The organism is Streptomyces sp. NPDC004788 (assembly GCF_053601115.1).
Genome location: NZ_JBSGBF010000135.1, coordinates 1 through 17,674, shown reverse-complemented (window position 1 = coordinate 17,674; position 17,674 = coordinate 1). Strand labels below are relative to the sequence as shown.

Annotated in this window: 17 protein-coding genes; 3 read left to right on the top strand and 14 right to left on the bottom strand. The window is 74.4% G+C overall.

What is annotated here, in order from left to right; all coding sequences use genetic code 11:
• Positions 1-282: 282 nt before the first annotated feature.
• Both ACWEJX_RS34940 and ACWEJX_RS34935 read right to left on the bottom strand, forming a co-directional pair.
• Complete coding sequence (locus tag ACWEJX_RS34940; RefSeq protein WP_451611439.1) at positions 283-2,058, bottom strand: DEAD/DEAH box helicase; 1,776 nt, start codon at positions 2,056-2,058, stop codon at positions 283-285.
• A gap of 95 nt (positions 2,059-2,153) precedes the next feature.
• Complete coding sequence (locus ACWEJX_RS34935; protein ID WP_389217499.1) at positions 2,154-2,357, bottom strand: cold-shock protein; 204 nt, start codon at positions 2,355-2,357, stop codon at positions 2,154-2,156.
• 150 nt (positions 2,358-2,507) lie between these two features.
• Between ACWEJX_RS34935 and ACWEJX_RS34930 the strand changes: the two genes are divergently transcribed.
• On the top strand, positions 2,508-3,080 hold the full coding sequence (locus ACWEJX_RS34930) for a HutD/Ves family protein (RefSeq protein ID WP_451611438.1): 573 nt from the start codon (positions 2,508-2,510) through the stop codon (positions 3,078-3,080).
• Between the two features lie 33 nt (positions 3,081-3,113).
• Here the strand turns inward: ACWEJX_RS34930 and ACWEJX_RS34925 are convergent, their stop codons facing one another.
• Genes ACWEJX_RS34925 through ACWEJX_RS34890 form a run of 8 tightly spaced genes read right to left on the bottom strand, consistent with a single transcriptional unit; the run spans position 3,114 to position 10,905 of the window.
• Positions 3,114-4,178 carry an NADase-type glycan-binding domain-containing protein gene (locus ACWEJX_RS34925; protein WP_451611437.1) on the bottom strand — a complete coding sequence of 355 codons (1,065 nt, stop codon included), beginning with the start codon at positions 4,176-4,178 and terminating at the stop codon, positions 3,114-3,116.
• The gene (locus ACWEJX_RS34920; protein WP_451611436.1) at positions 4,171-4,755 is read right to left on the bottom strand and encodes a phage tail protein; all 585 of its coding nucleotides are present in this window, start codon (positions 4,753-4,755) and stop codon (positions 4,171-4,173) included. Before ACWEJX_RS34920 ends, ACWEJX_RS34925 begins: the two co-directional genes overlap by 8 nt.
• Before the next feature lie 32 nt (positions 4,756-4,787).
• Positions 4,788-6,815, bottom strand: coding sequence for a putative baseplate assembly protein (locus tag ACWEJX_RS34915; protein WP_451611435.1), 2,028 nt, complete (start codon positions 6,813-6,815; stop codon positions 4,788-4,790).
• A gap of 10 nt (positions 6,816-6,825) precedes the next feature.
• Positions 6,826-7,224, bottom strand: a complete 399-nt coding sequence (locus ACWEJX_RS34910; protein WP_451611434.1) for a GPW/gp25 family protein — start codon at positions 7,222-7,224, stop codon at positions 6,826-6,828.
• A gap of 26 nt (positions 7,225-7,250) precedes the next feature.
• Positions 7,251-9,065 (bottom strand): VgrG-related protein, encoded by a 1,815-nt coding sequence (locus ACWEJX_RS34905; protein WP_451611433.1) that lies wholly within the window; start codon positions 9,063-9,065, stop codon positions 7,251-7,253.
• Positions 9,062-9,823, bottom strand: coding sequence for a CIS tube protein (locus ACWEJX_RS34900; RefSeq protein ID WP_451611432.1), 762 nt, complete (start codon positions 9,821-9,823; stop codon positions 9,062-9,064). The genes ACWEJX_RS34905 and ACWEJX_RS34900 overlap by 4 nt, the downstream gene beginning before the upstream one ends.
• A 1-nt stretch (position 9,824) precedes the next feature.
• Positions 9,825-10,262, bottom strand: a complete 438-nt coding sequence (locus tag ACWEJX_RS34895; RefSeq protein ID WP_451611431.1) for a phage tail protein — start codon at positions 10,260-10,262, stop codon at positions 9,825-9,827.
• Between the two features lie 40 nt (positions 10,263-10,302).
• Positions 10,303-10,905: a hypothetical protein gene (locus ACWEJX_RS34890; protein ID WP_451611430.1), complete on the bottom strand. Its 603-nt coding sequence runs from the start codon at positions 10,903-10,905 to the stop codon at positions 10,303-10,305.
• An 826-nt stretch (positions 10,906-11,731) separates the two neighbouring features.
• Here ACWEJX_RS34890 and ACWEJX_RS34885 point away from each other — a divergent pair.
• Positions 11,732-11,860 (top strand): hypothetical protein, encoded by a 129-nt coding sequence (locus ACWEJX_RS34885; RefSeq protein ID WP_451611429.1) that lies wholly within the window; start codon positions 11,732-11,734, stop codon positions 11,858-11,860.
• A 1,502-nt stretch (positions 11,861-13,362) separates the two neighbouring features.
• Here ACWEJX_RS34885 and ACWEJX_RS34880 read toward each other — a convergent pair.
• The 4 genes from ACWEJX_RS34880 to ACWEJX_RS34865 form a co-directional block, all read right to left on the bottom strand.
• Complete coding sequence (locus tag ACWEJX_RS34880) at positions 13,363-13,524, bottom strand: hypothetical protein (RefSeq protein ID WP_451611428.1); 162 nt, start codon at positions 13,522-13,524, stop codon at positions 13,363-13,365.
• Complete coding sequence (locus ACWEJX_RS34875) at positions 13,521-14,036, bottom strand: hypothetical protein (RefSeq protein WP_451611427.1); 516 nt, start codon at positions 14,034-14,036, stop codon at positions 13,521-13,523. Before ACWEJX_RS34875 ends, ACWEJX_RS34880 begins: the two co-directional genes overlap by 4 nt.
• Entirely contained in the window at positions 14,036-14,479 is a 444-nt protein-coding gene (locus tag ACWEJX_RS34870; RefSeq protein ID WP_451611426.1) for a phage tail protein, read from the bottom strand. The genes ACWEJX_RS34875 and ACWEJX_RS34870 overlap by 1 nt, the downstream gene beginning before the upstream one ends.
• Positions 14,480-14,592: 113 nt before the next feature.
• Positions 14,593-16,266, bottom strand: coding sequence for a phage tail sheath family protein (locus ACWEJX_RS34865; protein WP_451611425.1), 1,674 nt, complete (start codon positions 16,264-16,266; stop codon positions 14,593-14,595).
• A gap of 463 nt (positions 16,267-16,729) precedes the next feature.
• Between ACWEJX_RS34865 and ACWEJX_RS34860 the strand changes: the two genes are divergently transcribed.
• A complete protein-coding gene (locus tag ACWEJX_RS34860; RefSeq protein WP_451611424.1) occupies positions 16,730-17,605 on the top strand; it encodes a COG1470 family protein in 876 nt (291 codons plus the stop codon).
• Positions 17,606-17,674 lie beyond the last annotated feature (69 nt).

Genomic DNA, 17,674 nt, shown 5'->3' with positions numbered 1-17,674 from the left:
GTTCCCCCGTCGGACGACACGTCGTCGGACGGGGAGAGGTCGAACGGATCACCCACGGACTGAGCAGGGCTTCACCGGGCGAATCCGGGGTCCTGGATCCAGGATCCGAGCGACTGGATTCTGTATCCGGGATCCGAGCGACTGGATCCCGGATCCTGGATCTGAGCCACTGAATCCCGGATCTGGGATCCGAGCGACTGGATCCTGTATCCCGGATCCGAGCCACTGGATCCTGGATCCGGGATCCGAGCTACAAGACCCGGGATTCTGGATCCGGTCGCGCTACGGCGCTGACCTGCGGCGCTCGCCCCGGCGGGGCGAGCGGTTACCCGGAGCTGCCGTGGTGCCCGTGGTGCCGGTGGCACCGGTGCCGCCCGCTGCCCGCCGGCCCGATCCGCGGCCCGCACCGCCCGTCTGACCGGCCTTGCCGGAGGCGCTACGGGGCGCCGCCCCGTCTCCGGCCCGCCGCTCGGTGCCGCGCCCGCCAGAGCCGGCGCCACCGCCCGTGGCCTTGCCGGTGCCGGTACGGCGGGCAGCGCCGCGCCCCTCGCCCGCGGAAGGCCGGGCGGTTCCCGCTGCTGCTCCGGTGGAAGTCCGGCGGCTCGGGTTCCGGTCGTTCGCGGCCGGGGTGGCGGCCTCGGCCGCCGACGACGCGCCGCCGCCCCTTCGGCGACGTCCGGACCGCCCGCCGGACCGCGTGCCCGGCTCGCCGCCCGGCTTCCGCTCCCGGCGGGGCGCCGCCGCCGGAGCCGCCGGCTGGGGGACCTCGATGGTGACGGGGACGCCGGAGGGCTCCCGGGCGCCGGTGAGCGTGGCCAGTTCCGCGTCGCTGGACGTGATGCGGGCCGTCCTGGGGCGGATGCCGGCGTCGGACATCAGCCGGGTGACGTCCCGCTTCTGGTCGGGCAGGACCAGGGTGACCACGCTGCCGGTGCCGCCGGCGCGGGCCGTGCGGCCGCCGCGGTGCAGGTAGTCCTTGTGGTCCGTGGGCGGATCGACGTTCACGACGAGGTCGAGGTCGTCGATGTGGATGCCGCGGGCCGCGACGTTCGTCGCCACCAGCGCGGTGACGTGGCCGCTCTTGAACTGGTCCAGGGTGCGGGTCCGCTGCGGCTGGCTGCGGCCGCCGTGCAGTGCGGCGGCACGGACGCCGACGGCGAGGAGCCGCTTGGCGAGCCGGTCGGCGGACCGCTTCGTGTCGAGGAAGAGGATGACCCGGCCGTCACGGGCCGCGATGCGCGTGGTGACGGCCTTCTTGTCGGTCTCGTCCAGGAGGTGGAGCACATGGTGCTCCATGGTGGTCACCGCGCCGGCGGACGGGTCCACGGAGTGCACGACCGGGTCGGTCAGGAACCGCTGCACCAGGCGGTCGATGTTGGCGTCCAGGGTGGCCGAGAAGAGCATGCGCTGCCCGTCGGGCCGCACCTGCTGGATCAGCTTGGTGACCTGCGGCAGGAAGCCCATGTCGGTCATCTGGTCGGCTTCGTCGAGGACCGTTATGCGGACGTCGTCCAGCACGCAGTCCCCGCGCTCCACCAGGTCGTTGAGCCTGCCGGGGCTCGCCACGAGCACCTCGGCCCCGCGCCGCAGGGCAGCGGCCTGCCGGGTGATGGACAGCCCGCCGACCACGGTGGTCATCCGGAGGTTCACGGCCGTGGCGTAAGGGGTCAGCGCGTCCGTCACCTGCTGGGCGAGCTCACGCGTGGGGACGAGCACGAGGGCGAGGGGCGCCTTGGGCTCGGCCCGCAGTCCGGCCGTACGGGCCAGGAGCGCGAGTCCGAACGCGAGGGTCTTGCCGGAGCCGGTGCGGCCGCGCCCCAGCAGGTCGCGCCCGGCCAGCGAGTTGGGCAGCGTGGCGGCCTGGATGGGGAAGGGGGTGGTGACGCCCTGCGCGGTGAGGGTCTTCAGCAGCCCCGCGGGCAGGTCCATGCCGGCGAAGTCCTCGACGGCGGGAAGCGCGGGCGTCGTGCTTTCCGGCAGCCGGAACTCCTTCGGCGACGACGGGGCCGGTGACGGCGACGAGGCGCGCCGGTTGGACTTCGGGGACCTACGGGACATGCAGGTGTCTGCCTTCCTGGAATCCTGGAAACAGCGCAAACCGGGGTCCGCACCATGACGGTGCGGACCCCGGCGAGCGGATACGCGTGTGGCGATCAGGCGGGGACGATGTTCTCCGCCTGCGGGCCCTTCTGGCCCTGCGTCACGTCGAAGGAAACCCGCTGGCCCTCGCGGAGCTCACGGTAGCCCTGGGTGGCGATGTTCGAGTAGTGGGCGAAGACGTCCGGACCGCCGCCGTCCTGCTCGATGAAGCCGAAACCCTTTTCGGCGTTGAACCACTTCACGGTTCCCTGTGCCATGATCTTCTCCTTCTGTAGGCAGAGGCCCCATCCGGAGATGCCGGAAAAACAAAATATGCGCCTGCAGGGACAAGCATTCCTGTCAGGCGCGCATAGGTTCATGGGTACCACAACTGCAACTTCGTAAGCATAACACATGGAGCTCATCTCATGATCGAAGGACGCCTGCTCAGGGCGCACGAGCGGCCGGCGACGCCCTGGCGGAACGGCGGCGGCGTGACCCGTGAGGTCGCCGCCGGCCCGGCCGGGGCGGGCCTGGACGACTTCGTCTGGCGGGTGAGCCTGGCCGACGTCGCGTCCGGCGGCCCCTTCTCCGCGTTTCCGGGGATCGACCGCGTCATCACGGTCGTCGACGGGCCGGGAATGGAGCTGACCGTCGACGGAACCCCGCACACCGTCGCCGCCCCGTACGAGCCCTTCGCCTTCTCCGGCGACGCCGCCACCGACTGCCGGCTGCTCGGCGGCCCCATCGTCGACTTCAACGTGATGACGCGCCGCGACGCCGTGACGGCGGACGTCAGCATGAAGCGCGAGGAGTTCACCGTCGCCCCGCGGAGCGGGAGCCAGACCCTCGTGATCACGCTCGCGGGCACGGCCACGGCCGCCGAGTCGGGCCTCACCCTCGACCGGTTCGACGCGATCCTGCTCCCCGACGACGAGGCGGCCGTCTTCCGCGTCGACGGGGTGACGGCCGTCGTCACCGTCACCCCCGCGAAGGGCTGACGCGCCCGTAGCCCCGGCCGGGCGACCGCCCGGTCAGGAGACCGACCGGCCGAAGAACTCCAGTTCCGCCACGGCCACCTGCTTGCGCGCGTCGGCCCGCCAGGCCGTGCGCAGCACCAGGCGCACCGACATCGCGTCGCGGACCCGGACGGCGAGGCGCTGGGCGCCGCCGTCGTTCACGGTGTGGTGGGAGACGTGGGCGGTGCCGGAGGAGTCGATGACCACGAGGTCGAAGGTGCGCGGGGCCGCCTGCCCGTCGGACTGCGCGGTGGTCCTCGAACTGCCGGGGGTGATCAGCACGTCGAGCAGGTCGGTCGGCTCGCCGAAGCGCGCCTCCAGGTACTGGCCCGCCGAGTCGCCCGCGTAACCGGTGCCCCACCAGGTGTTGGAGTAGCCGTCGCCGGCCAGCAGGGGCGCCTGCTTCGGGGCGGAGTGCGACGCGGCCCAGGAGACCGGATGGACGGCGACGCGGGTGGCGAAGTGGTCCTGGACGGCGCGGGCGGCGGGCGGGCCGCCGATGACGCCGCCCACCACCACGGTCACCACGCCCGCGGCGACCAGCGCGCGGGCGATCCAGTGGCGGCGGTCGCGCGGGAGGCCGGGGCGCTGGCCCGCGTACGGGCCGTCGGCCGTGTCCGGCCGCTCCGGGACCATCGGCGTCGCGCAGAAGCGGCAGAAGCGGCGGCCCGGGACGTTCGGGCGCGCGCAGGCCGGGCACGGCGGGCCGTCCGGTGCCGCGGCGGGCGCCTCGGGGGTACGGACGGTGGGCGGCGGCGCCTCCGGGCGGGCAGGCAGCACGGGAGCGGCGACGGCCGGCGGCTCGTCCTCCTCGTGCTCGGGGACCGGGACCAGGAGGGAGCGCACGACGGTGTCCTCGGGGGAGGCCGGTGCGGGCGCTTCGTCGGCCGCCCGCTCCTCCGCCCGCTCCTCCGTCGGGGCCTCGGCCGGGTCCTCGGCCGACGCCCCGGCCGGGTCCTCGGCCTGCCGGCCGTTCCAGCGCAGGAACGCCCCGCAGCTGTCGCAGAACGACTGGTCGGTCGCGCGCACCGGGCTCGCGCAGTCCGGGCAGGGGCGGGTCGACGCGGGCGCGTCAGTCATGGGATCGGGCTCCTTCGGAGGTTCGGGAAGAGGGCGTCACGGCCACTGTGAACGGCAGGTGCGCGGGCCGGGCCGCCGCGACGACAGCGCGCAGCCGGTACGGGTCCACGGCGGCGGGATCGGCGACCCGGAGCGTGACGTGCACCCCGGGCTCGGGGGTGCCGGGGAACGGGCCGAGCGGACGGACGGACCAGCTCGCGCCGCCGCTCTCGGTGATCTCGGGCATGACGCCGAAGGCGAGCCGGACGGCGAGGGCGAGCCCCCGGCGGGTGCCGCGCACCCGGTGCAGGGCCACGGCCGAGGCGACCGCCTGCCGGCGCAGCTCCGGCGGCTCGGTGCCCGCGAGCTCCGCGCCGACCCAGGTCGCGAGGTAGTCGACGAAGTCTTCGGGGGCGAGCGCGGGCGAGAAGTACGCCGCCAGCGAGTCGAGGACGTGGAAGAGCGGCGCGAGGACCACGTCGAGGCCGGCCACGAACCGCTGCCCGAACTCGTCCTCCGCGTAGACGGCGGGCAGCGCCGCGCCCAGCGGGTGCGGCGTCGCGAGGCCCGGCACCGTGCCGCGCGAGGAGCGGCTCACCGAACCCCTCGCCGAATCCCTCGCCGAACCCCTCACCGCGCCTCGATCACACGGACGTGGTGGTCGAAGGGGAAGAGCAGCGCGGACGGCGCCAGTTCGATCCGGTCCGTCGCCTCGCCCCGCCGCCCGGTCAGCGGATCGGCCGGATGCAGCAGGACCTCGTCCACCAGCTCCACCCCCGGCACCCGCTGCAGCGCGGCGAAGATCTCGCCGGCCCGCAGCGGACGCCCGAACGGCCACCCCTCGCCGTGCGCGCCGCCGGTCAGCGGGTCCAGGTACCCGTACAGCGTGTCGAGGGCGTCGGCGCGTACCCGCTCCGCACCGGCCGCCCGGAAGCAGTGCAGCGTCGCGACCACCGTCACGCCCTGGTAGTACGGCGGCCCCACGGCGAGCCGGGTGCCCAGCGGGCGCCGCTCGTCGAGGAACCCGCTCACCCGGGACAGCAACTCCTCGCCCGGCACGAGCTGTTCGAAGCGCAGCCGGCCGCCCCGGTCCGGTACCGCCTGCGGGACGACCAGGACCCGGACCGCGTTCTCGCCCGCCTCGGACGCGTCCGCCGCCAGGCAGGAGATGCGCGCCGCCTCGGGCGCGGCGCGGCGGGCCAGCTCCTCGTAGTCGCGGGCGGTGACGGCCCGCTCCTGCGCCCGCAGGGTGATGGGCGCCCGTGCCTTGGCCTCCTCGACGGTCTCCCCGTCCACGCCGCCGCGGGCCGCCTCGCGGTTCTCGACCCGGGCGATGTACGGGATGGAGCTGCGCAGCACGGTGATCGTGGACCGCGCCACGTTGCCCGCCCGGCCGCCGCCGGTGCCGTAGCGGACCGCGCGGATCGCCGCGCCCTTCGGCGGCACGGCACCGAACTGCCGCACGGTGCCGTCCGGTTGGCGTACGGCCGGACCGAAGGAGATCTCGCCGGTGGCCGCGTCGAGGGTGACGTGCCGGTCGCCGGGGCGGGAGGAGGCGAAGTCGGGGACGACGGTCCACTCCTGCCAGCCCGCGTCCGGATCCTCGTCGTCTCCGTCACCGACGACACCGTCACCGACGACACCGTCCCCGGTGGCGCCGTTCGCCCGCTCGGCGACCTGGAGCAGCAGCGGCGGCCGGTCCACGACGGGCGCGTGCGCGAGCCGGATCCGCTGCGCCGGCACGCCCTCGGACTCGCCGAGCGGCTCGTCCCGGACCGTCTCGGCGTGCGCCGCGCGCACCGTGCCGCCGATGGTGAAGGCGCCCGCCGCCCGTACCGTCGGCGACTCGCTGTACGACGGCAGCCCGGCCACCGGCTCCACCACCCGGCAGCGCACCCAGCCCGCCTCGTGCCCGCCGAGCCGGGACACCGCGTGCCCGGACGGCATGTGGAGGACCACCTCGCCCGGCCGGTTGAGACCGCCCGTGGAGTCCTCGTCGACCTCGCACACCGTCCACCCGCCGGCCGTCGTCCACGCCTCCCACACCAGCGGCGGCCGGCGCGGATCCACGCCGACGCCGTCCACCCGGCTGTCCAGGTCGAGCACCAGGACACAGTCCGGCACGGCCGCCGACAGACCGAGGAGCAGCGCGTCGCCGATGCGCGGCGACGGCGTGAAGACCGGGACGTCGGCGCCGCCGAGGACGTCCTGCGTGCGGTCCTCGGGCGCGCCGCCGGCCTCCTGGCGCAGCAGACGCGTCAACTCGCAGGGTACGACCGTCAGATCGGCGACGGTCGCGAAGACGACCGCCTCCTCCGTCTCGGTACGCCCGGTGGCCACCTCCGTGCCGGCCGGCAGCAGCACCGGCTCCGGTTGCGGCGCGGACAGCCGGAAGGTGATCTCGGCGTGCGCGGCGGCGGGCGGGAACAGCGTCACGCCGAGCAGGTCGAGGAAGGCCAGGTGGTTCTTCTCCGGAACCCGGTTGAGCCGGTAGACCAGCTGGTCCGCCATGTGGGCGACGGCCTCGATCAGGGTCACGCCGGGGTCCGAGACGTTGTGGTCCGTCCACTCGGGACACGCCTGCTGGACGTAGCGCTTGGCGTCGTCGACGAACTGCTGGAACCGCCGGTCGTCGAGATGGGGTGCGGGCAGGGCCATGGCGGGGCTTTCAGTCCTCGGAGGGGATGACGTAGAAGGGAAAGACGAGATTGCGCGGGTTGTTGGCGCCGCGCACCCGGTAGCGGACGTCGATGTGCAGGGTGGTCGGTTCGCCGGGCGCCGGCGCGACCGTGACCTCCTCCACCTCGATGCGCGGCTCCCAGCGGTCGAGCGACGACATCACCTCGTAGCGGATCCGGCCCATCGTCGCGTCGTTGACCGGCGCGAACACCAACTCGTGCACCGCACAGCCGAATTCGGGCCGCATCGGCCGCTCGCCCGGCGCCGTGGCGAGCACGAGCCGCATCGACTCCTCGATCTCGCGGTCGCGCCGCACCAGGGCGATGGCGCCGCTCGGACCGGTGCGCATCGGAAACGCCCAGCCCGCGCCGACGAAGCGCTCACTCATGACGCTCACTCATGACAAGTCCCCTTCTAGAACGGCAGGTTCGCGGCGACGGGATTGGGCATCGGGACGGTCGAGGTGATGAGCGACGGCGCGTTGAGGACGGCCTGGGCGAGCGCCGACACCTTGAACTTCGTCCCCGCCTTGATGTCCACGCCGAGCTTCGCGTCCAGGCTGATCCGCCCCTGGGCCGACAGCGTCAGATCCCTGCCGGACTCGACCGTCACGCCCCGGGCCCCCGTGATGGTGACCGTGCCGTCGCTGTCGATGGTCAGGGTCGTACGGGCCTCGTTCAGCTCGATGCTGAGCTTCCCCTGCCCGGTGCGCAGCCGCACGCCGTGCGAGGAGCGGGTGCGGCCGCCGGCCTCGCGCAGCTCGACGGTGTGGCCGGTACGGGAGGTCAGCGCACGCCACTGGACGCGGCCGCTCGTCGGGTCGACCGGCGGCACCCCGTCGGTGGCCGGCGTGTGCCGGTCCACGCCGTTGTAGAGCCCCGCCAGGACGTACGGATGTTCCAGCGACCCCCGGTCGAAGGCGCACAGCACCTCGTCGCCCACCTCGGGGAGCACGAGTCCGCCGCCCCCGGTGCCGCCGAGCTGCGCGACCCGGCACCAGGAGCTCTCGTACGTCGCCGACAGCCACGGGAAGCGCAGCCTGACCCGGCCGAGCGAGAGCGGGTCCTTGGTGTTCGTCACCAGCGCGACCGCGACGCCCGGCATCGACGGTGCCGGCTCGCCGCCGCCCGAAGCCGTCCCGTACAGCGAACGGAACTGGCGGCCGGAGACCGTCAGCCACGTGGTGAACTGCCGTCCCGACGCGAAGACATGACGCACCCCGGTCGCCGTGTAGCGACCCTCGAAGGGGAAGCCCGCGCCCCGCACCGCCACCGGCTGCCCCGGCTTGAGAGCGGGGTTGCCGGTGACGGACACCTCCAGCTCCGCGTACGAACCGGCGACGTCGTCCGCGAGCGCGGCGGCGGCCTGCGTCACCTCCGACTGCGTCGTGAACGGCCGTCCCGTGGCGGCCAGTTCGGCGGGCCCGAACGGCTCGGAGAGCTGTGCCGACGTGATGTCGGACTCGATGTCGCCGCTCCCGACGGCAGGGGTCGGGGACGACAGCGCCTGCTTCGTACGCGGATCCCAGCCGCGCACGTCGACCGTGCGGACCTGGCCGGCGGCGGTCACGGACACCCGGCTGTGCAGCGTGTTGTGCCCGAAGTCCAGCACGTACGGACTCTGCGCCGCCGGAGTCGTGTCGGCGGGCGCCGTCGCGGCCGGCGGCAGCGCGGCGAAGACCAGCCGGCCCGCCGGGTCGAGCGAGAGCCGTACGTCGTTCTCCCGGGCGAGCCGGGAGAGGAAGTCCCAGTCGGTGATGTTGGGCTGGGTGGCCAGCTCGTACACGGTCGGCGTCGCGTCGATCCGCCCCACCGGGATGCCGCAGCGGGCGGCGAGCCGCCGGGCGATGTCGGAGGCCGTCATGTTCGGATAGCCCTCGATCCGCCGGTTCCGCAGCAGCCGGTGCCCCGGGTCGTACCCGCGCAGGATCAGATACCGCCCGTGCCCCGGCGCCGCGTCCACCTCGACCGCCGTCACCTCGCCGGTGAGTATTGGCTCGCCGCGCCTGCCGTCCGTGAACGGCGACAGCACCGCCATCGCGCCCACCTTCAGGAACGGGAACTTCTCGGTGAGGGTGCCGTCCTTGTCGCTGAAGGTCAGCTGGAACGCGGACGGGACGTTGACGCTCGCGTCCACCCAGCCCTCGGTGAGCCGCACCGCCAGCGGGTCGGGAAGCAGCGTGCCGTCGAGCTGCACATGCAGGACGGTGGTGAAGGTCTTCTCGCTCATCGGGTGCCCTTGATCTGCGAAGCGTGTGGATGGGTCTCCGGCGTCTCGGTGGCGGACGGGAGCAGCAGTTCCGTCCCCGGGCGCAGCCGCATCGGGTCGTCGACGGCGTTCGCCTCGGCGATCACCCGCCAGCGGGTCGCGTCGCCGTACTCCCGCCAGGCGAGCGACGCGAGCGAGTCCCCGGAGACCGTCCGGTGCGTCCGGCGGGCCGACAACGCGCCGGAGGTGGGGTTCTGCCGCTTCGTCGCCGTCGCGATCTCGGTGAGCGAGAGCAGGCAGGTGGCGCGCAGCGGCACGCCGCTCGGGCTGAAGAGCGTGTACGTCGCCGACACGGACGTCACGTAAGCGACGAACCGCACCGTCGAGAACGAGCCCCAGGAGAACTCCACCCACGGCGGCGACGGCGCCTTCGACTCCACGCTCTGCTGCGTCACCTCGCAACAGGACAAAAGCAGCTCCACCTGCTGCTGCACCACCGTCGACGACGGGGTCCCGGACGCGTCGAGGAACACCTCGACCTCCAGCGAGGCCGGCCGGCTGCCCGTGAACTTCGGCGGCGCGCCCCGCGTGTACGCGACGGCCGGCTCCGTGTGCCAGTCCGCCGCCCGGCTGAGCCGCAGCTCGTCCGGATTGAACTGGAACCGCACCTCGCCCAGCCTCCCGCCGAGCGGCCCGTCCAGATCCGCCGGCGGCTGGTGGATGGAGAGCGACGCCCGCGAAAGCCCGCGCGCCGCCGTCCCACCGATCGGCGCCGCCATCTCAGAGACCTCCCGCGTCGGTGAACCCGTGGTGCGCGATCTCCAGCGTCTCCGTGGCCACGGAGGGACTCGCCGGATCGAGCGTCGGCCCCGTCCAGCGGACCGGCAGCACCTCCACAAGACCCCACTGCGCCACGACCGAGCCGTCGGCGCGCAGCGCCGCGATCTGGGCCGTCGGGCGCGTGATGCCGGTGGCGAGCGACGAGATCCAGGCCGCCACCTTCGCGGTGTCGGGGGTGAGCGGGCGCGTCAGGCGGATGGTGGAGAAGGTCACGCGGGTCGGCAGCTGCCAGACGAAACCGTTGTTCCCGCCCTCCTGCCGCCGCTCCACCTCCACTTCGGAGGAGAGGCCGTCACAGCCGTTGAACAGGCCGAGGTCCTGGCCGTCGATGGCGAGCTTGAAGAAGACGGTGGAGGCGGGGTCCTGCGGGGTGGGCATGGTGGCGGTCTCTCGGATAGACGGGCGGGGCGAGGGTCGATCAGTGGGAGTGGTCCCGGAGGCGGCCGACGCGCTCGCGGTCGGCGCGGAGTTCGGCGCGCAGGAGGCGGGAGAGGGGGGTGACGAGCCGGCGGGCCAGCTCGTCGAGCTGGGCGGGGGATTCGGCGGGGGCGGTGCGCGTGACGGTGGGCGGGGTTTGGTGCGGGGCTGGGGGAGCGGGTGGGGCCGCAGGGATGGGTACGGAGGTGGCGGCGGGTGCGGGTGCGGGTGCCGGTGCCGGTGCGGGGGACGGCGCCGGGCTGGTGGCCGGGGTGCTCCGGCGCTGGACGGCGACCGGGGGCGGCGCGAGGGGGACCACGGGGCGGGCGGGGCTCGGCTGAACGGGCGTGGTGGCGGGGGCGTTGGCGGGTGGGTGGGAAGGCGTGGTCGGGGCCTGACGGGGCGCTGTGCGGGGAGCGAGCGGGCGGGCGGTGGTGAGCGGCAGGGTGGCGTGCCGCTGCGGGGCGGCGGGTGCGGTGGCCCGGGGCACGTCGGTGACGGTCACGAGGGGGAGCGGGAGCCGGACGGACGGCTCGGGGGAGCGCTGGACCGTGGTTTCCGGTGCTGGTGCCGGCGTCACGGCGGGCTCGGGGCTCGGTGCCATGGGCGCCGGGGTGATCGGCGCGCCGACGGGAGAGCGCCGCGGCGGAGTGTTCGTCCGCAGCCCGGACGGCTCGGCCACGGCCCGCTGCAGAGGAGCACCGAGCCCCAGCCGGGCTGGGCTCGCCGGCGGCGTGGACGCCGTCGCGGTCCAGTCGCCCCCCGGCGCGCGCCGCGAACGGCGCACGGCAGGACGCTGCCGCACGGGAGGGACCTCGGCCCCGGCGGGGGAAACCGGGACCGAGGAGCTCTGAGACCGACCGGAGACGAAGGGCTCCGGCGCGGTGATGGGAGGTACGGAGGGGGCGGGGGCGGCGGTCGTCGGGGGCGTGGGTGCGGCGGGGGCCGACCAGTGGGCGGGTGCGGGTGCCGTTGCGCGCTGGATGGGCGCCGCGCCGGGCGTGGGTGCGATGCGCGGGCGCACCGCGGGCGTTGCCCGCTGGACAGGCGCCGGAGTCTGCGTCGATGTGAGACCGGGCGGGGTGGCGCCGGTCGGGGCGGCCGCGTCCTGGTGACCTGCTCCCGGCCGCGTCGGCTCGACGGGCCGGGCAGCGCCGTTGGGGGCGGTCGTGCTCGCGCCCGCCGCCGTTGCCGGGGCGATCGGCTCGCCCACGGACCTCTGCGCAGCGGCCTCCGTCCGCTGGACGGACGTCGCGCCCGGGCGTGCAGCAGCCGAGAAGGCCGCGTCGGCCTGCCGGGCAGGCCCAGCCGCGGGCGCGGGCGCGGGTGTGCTGCCGGGCTGAGTGGCCTCGGCCGATGCGGTCGTTGTCCGCTGGCCGGGTGCGATGCCTGGCGCTGCCGCAGGGTGGGCGGATGCCGTGCCGGGGCGCGTGGCTTCAACCGATGTGGTCGCGGCGGTCGTCGGCGTCGGGGCCGCTGCCCGTTGGGCGGGTGCCGTCCGGGGCGGTGTCGTGTCCTGGGCGGGTGCCGTCTCCGGCGCGGGCGTGCTGCCGGGCTGAGTGGCATGGGCTGAAGTGGTCGCGGCGGTCGTCGGGGCCGCTGCCCGTTGGAGGGGTGCCGTCCGGGGCGGTGTCGTGTCCTGGGCGGGTGCCGTCTCCGGCGCGGGCGTGCTGCCGGGCTGAGTGGCATGGGCTGAATTGGTCGCGGCGGTCGTCGGCGTCGGGGCCGCTGCCCGTTGGGCGGGTGCCGTCCGGGGCGGTGTCGTGCCCCTGGCGGGCGCGGCCCCCGGCGTCGGTGTGCCGCCGGGCCGGGTGGCGTCGGTCGTCGCGGTCGCCGGGGCTGCTGCCCGCTGGACGGGCGGCATGCCGGGCGCTGCCGTGCCGTGGGAGGGCGCCGCTCCGGGCGCTTGCGCTCCCTGGACAGGCGCCGCCCCTGGCGCTGCCGTGCCCTGCGCGGATGCCGTCTCCGGCGCTGCCGCGCCGTGGACCGGTGCCGTGCCTGGCGCTGCCGTGCGCTGGACCCGTGCCGCCCCCGCCGTCGGTGCGCCGCCGAGGCGAGTTGCGTCGGTCCCTGCGGTCGTCGCGGCTGGGGCCGCTCCCTGCTGGGCGGTTGCGGGCCTGGGCGCTGCGGTGCCCTGCGCGGATGCCGTCTCCGGCGCTGCCGCGCCGTGGACCGGTGCCGTGCTTGGCGCTGCCGCGAACCGGGCGGGTGCCGTGCCAGGCGCTGCCGCGAACCGGGCGGGTGCCGTGCCAGGCGCTGCCGCCAACCGACCGGGCGCCGTCTCCGGCGCCGGCGTGCAGCCATGCCTTGTGGCGCCGGTCGAGGCGGTTGTCGCGGCCGCTGCCCGCTGGATGGGCGCCTCCCCGCCGTCCGACCGGCTCGCGCTCGCCGCGGCGAGACGGCGCTGCGGCTGCGCGGGGCGGGCGGAGAGCAGGGGGGAGCGTCGTACGGGTGCGGGCCGGACGGACGCCGGGGGTGTTGCGACAGGTGCCTGCGGGGGCGTACGAGTGGTGTCCTCCGTCGCCATCGGCGGTGTCGTGGCATCGCCTCGAACCGGAAGGGGTGCTGCTGTACCGCTTCCAGTCGTGGCCGCGCCGTCCGTCTGGGCGGCGGCACGCTGAACCGTCGGTGGCCGGGACGTACTGGTGGCCGGCGTCCCGGTCGCGGCCGAGGGCTTGGCCTCGGGGGCGGCGGCCGGCAGGCGCAGGCCCGGCAGTTCGGCGCCGGCCTGGCGCTCCGTCGGGCCCACGGGCCGTACCGCGTCCAGGAGTACGCCGCCGGGCGCGTCCGGCACCGCGCCGTGGCCGAGGTTGCTGTGGAAGGAGGGGTTCCAGTGGGTTGCGAGGTGGCTGGCGAAGCCGGGCTCCGCGACCGGGCGCGGGGAGTCGAGGACGCGCTGCACCGGCGGCAGCGCCTGCCAGGCGCTGCCGGACGGCACCGGCCCGGTCGCGGGAGCGTCGACCGCCTCGGCCGCCGCGGCCGCGTCGTACGGCTTCCGCCGACGTCGTCCCCACTTCTCGAACATGCCCATCGTCTCCAACCTCCCTTCTCAGTAACGTCGTTACGCCTGTGCCGCCGCCGACCGCTCCACCAGCGCCGCCGCCCGTGCCACGTATCCGCGCCGGTCCGCGTGTTCCAGGTCGAGGATGTCGTCCACTCCCCAGTGGAAGTGGAAGGCGAGGTACGCGGTCTCCTCCTCGATCCGGTCCGCCGCGTACGTCACGATTCCCCCAGGCGGCTCCCGGCGAGTTCGACCTCGAAGGACTGCTCGCAGTGCGGGCAGGCGACCGCGGCCCGGGTGTGGCCCTCCGCGTTGATCTGCCGGTAGAAGTCCTGGAGGAAGGCCAGGTCGGAGGCGAACATGTTCTCCACCGTGCCGTCGTGGACCGACGGCAGCGTGCCCAGGCGGGTGATGACCCGGCCCAGCAGGACCACGGAGAGGTACGCGGGGTTCTCCCGGACGCGGAGGTCCCGCAGCGGCACCAGCTCGTCCCGGGCGGTGGCCAGGCGCATCGCGCCGGTGCGGTGCACGGTGCCCGTCTCGTCGACGAAGCCGCGGGGCAGCTCGAACTCGAACTCCGTGCGGAGCGGCTCCTGTCGGCGCTCGTGTTGCGCCTGCCCCGGGCCCTGCCCCGGGCCTTGGCCCAGCCCCGAACCGAGTCCCGGCCCCAGTCCCTGGCCCAGCCCCGGCCCCTGCGCCCGCGGCGCCACCGCCGTCGATCCGTCGCGTCGCATCAGCCGAGGGTGAGTTCTTCGAAGGTGATGGTGACCTGCTCGGTGAGGGCGGTGGCGTCACCGGCCTTTGTCGCGCTCAGCTGGACCTTCGTGCACCAGGCGTTGCGCAGGTTGTACCGCTTCACCTCGTTCTGCTGGTAGTCCATGAAGATGATGGAGGCGTCCTTGCGGGCCGAGCCCATGTCGCCGGCGATCGAGGACGAGATCCACTCCGTGAAGGCCGGGGACTGCGTGGCGCCACGCGTCACCGTGCACTCGCCGGCCTTCTTCACGCCGGGCAGCTTCTTGATGATCGGCTTGCCGTCGGCCGTGACCTGCTGGAACTCGATGACGTCCTGCTCCATCGAGAGGCTGCTGACCTCTTGCAGGGTCTCGACCATGACCCCGTCGATCTGGAGGCCGAAATTGTGACTGGTGAGGGCGTCACCGGTGTCGAGGGACATGAAGGGTCACACTCCTGTTTCGTGTTCGGGAGGTTCGACAGGTAAGGAAGGGTCTGGAGGTTCGACAGGTTCGGAAGGTCCGGATGTCCGGGCTGCGAGGAACCGAAGGCGGGCTACTCCTCCAGCTCCCCGCCGCCGCCCTGGAACTGCGCCAGCCGGAACACCACGAACTCCGCCGGCTTCACCGGCGCGATGCCGATCTCGCAGACCACCCGGCCGAGGTCGACGGACTCCGGCGGGTTGGTCTCCTCGTCGCACTTCACGTAGAACGCGTCCTCGGCGCGCTGGCCGAACAGCGCGCCCTGGCGCCACTCGTTGACCAGGAAGGACGAGACGTTGCGGCGGATGCGGGCCCAGAGCGAGGCGTCGTTGGGCTCGAAGACGACCCACTGGGTGCCGACGAGGATCGACTCCTCCAGGTAGTTGAAGTAGCGGCGGACGTTGAGGTACCGCCAGGCCGGGTCGGAGGCGAGCGTGCGGGCGCCCCACACGCGGATGCCGCGGCCGGGGAAGGCCCGGATGCAGTTCACGCCGATCGGGTTGAGCAGGTCCTGCTCGCCGCGGGTGATCTGGAGTTCGAGGTCGACGGCGCCGCGCACGATCTCGTTGGCGGGGGCCTTGTGCACGCCGCGCTCGGCGTCGTTGCGGGCCCAGACGCCGGCCAGGTGGCCGGACGGCGGGACGGTACGGGTCTGGCCGGAGGCCGGGTCGAAGGACTTGATCCACGGGTAGTAGACGGCGGCGTACCGGGAGTCGTAACCGGCCGTCTCCTGACGCCACTTGCGCACGTCACGCGCGTTGAGGGCGGGCGGCGGGTCCAGGATCGCCATCCGGTCGCCCATGAGCTCGCAGTGGGCGATGAGGCCGAGCTGGACGGCCTTGACCTGCTCCGCGTCGATCAGGCCCTGCTGGTAGGCGCCCATCAGGTCGGGCACGGCGACCATGCTGATCTCGTCGTACGCCTCCAGGCCGCCGAAGCCGGTGCGGTCGGCGGAGTCGCCGATGAACCGCGCGGACTCCAGCGAGTCGCCGGTTCCGGGCGCGGCCCCCGCGGCGCCTGCGGCACCCGCCGCGCCCGCGACCCCCGTGGCCGGCGCGGCAGCGGACGCGGGTGCCTGCGTCGGCGGGGCCAGGGTCACGACCTGCGCCTCGGGCCGGGCGAGCTGGCCGCCGGCCGCCGCCTCCTCCAGGACGATGGCCGTGGAGCGCTGCCTGACCTGCGTGACCACGTAGTTGCGGGCGCTCTTCTTGGCGGAGGCGTCGAAGCTCTCGACGACCTTCTCGCCGTCCTTCACGACGAGCTTGAAGCGCTCCGGCTCGCCCTCCACGTCCTGCACCTCGACGGTGAGCGCCCCGCCCGCCTCGGTGCCCGCGGCGATGGCGGCGACCCGGAAGGTGCCGAGCGCGACGGCGTCCCCGGGCACGAGTTCCGGCCGTGCCTGTGCCTGTGCCTGTGCCTGCGCCGGCTGCTGCGGTCGGTCGGCGGCGGCCGCGGACACCGCCCGCGCGGCCTCCCGGTCGCCCCCGCCGCCGACCCGTACGACGTACGCGGCGGTGCCGCCGTTGTCGAAGAATCCGTACACGGAGTGGGCGAGGTAGTACCCGTCCGTGAAGTCGCCGAACGAGGCCACGTACTGGGACCAGTTGGTCACGAGGACCGGCTCGTTCAGCGGTCCGGTGGGCGCGAGTCCGACGAAGGCGGCGACGGACGTGCCGACGCCCTCGATGGGGCGGGAGCCGCGGGCGACTTCCTCGATGTAGACGCCGGGGGACAGGTAGGTGGGCATGGGTGCGTGGCTCTCCTGGATCACTCGATCGCTGGACCGGACAGTGGTGGCGGCGCCTGCGCGGGCCGTACGGCATCCGCGGTCGTCGTCGGCGTTCGGACGCCATCGACTCTCGCCGGGGCGCCGAGCCCGCGGCCAGGAAGACAAGGGCAACGCGCGGGCAACGACGCGTGGCCGCGCGGGCACGACCAGGCGCCGCGCCCGGCCCCTTGCGCGGTGCTGTGCCCGGCCCTCTACGCGGTGCCGTGCCCGGCCCTCTACGCGTTGCTGTGCCCGGCCCCTACCCGGTGCCGCGCCCGCCCCGTACCGCCCCCGCACCCCCGCGCCGGAACACCCGCCCCCGCCCACACCCCCATGGAACGGGGAACACTCCCGGCCCCGGACCGCGCGGTCACGCCGCCCTGCCCCTGACCAGGGACGCTCGGGCAACCGGAGGCCCGTGCGGCCGACCTAGCCTCCGGCCATGACCATGTGGACCTCTCTGGATCCGGCCGATACGACCGTCGAGCCGGGCGCCCGGACCTCCGCCCGGCTGCGGGTGCGCAACACCGGGGACACCGTCGAGGAGTACCGCCTCTCGCTCGTCGGCAAACCCTCGGGGTGGTCCCGGGTGGAGCCGGAGGTCCTCCGCCTCTACCCGGGCAGCGAGGGGACCGCCGAGATCTCCTTCGCGCCGCCCCGGTCGCCGGACGTCTCGGCCGGGCCCGTCCCGTACGGCATCCGCGTCGAACCGCGCGAGAACCCGGCCGCCCGTGACGTGGTGGAAGGGCAGTTGACCGTCACGCCGTTCACCGAGGTCCGCGCCGAGCTGCTGCCCCCGGCGCTCTTCGGCCGTTTCCGCGGCCGGGCCCGGATCGCCGTGGACAACGTCGGCAACACCCCGCTGACCGCGTCCCTGGTGGCACGGGACGACGCCAACCGGCTCGCCTTCGAGGTGCGGCCGAACGCCGTGCGGATCGAGCCGGGCCGGGCCGCCTTCGCCGAACTCGCGGTGCGGCCGCAGGCGGTGCGGTGGACCGGCGGCGAGGAGTCGCACCGCTTCACCGTGGCCGTACGGCGGTCGGGCGACGACACCTCGCTCGACCTCGACGCCACCTTCGACCAGCGTCCCGTCGTGGGCGCCTGGCTGATGGTCGCCGGCGGACTGCTGATGAGCGCGGCGATCGCCTTCGCCGTGCTCTGGTTCGGCTTCTCCCCGAAGATCGTCACCGCCGCCAAGGACCTGCGGGCCTCGGGCGCGCCGGTACCGGCGCCGCAGGGCGACGGGAACGAGCTGCCCACGGCGCCGCCGCCCTCGCCCGGCGACACCGGGGCCGGGCCGCACCGGAGCAGGCACTGACCGCCGACTTCGTGATGAAACGTGAGCTGGGAGTCGGGATACCGCGGGGCGGCGCCCTCGTCCTGCCCA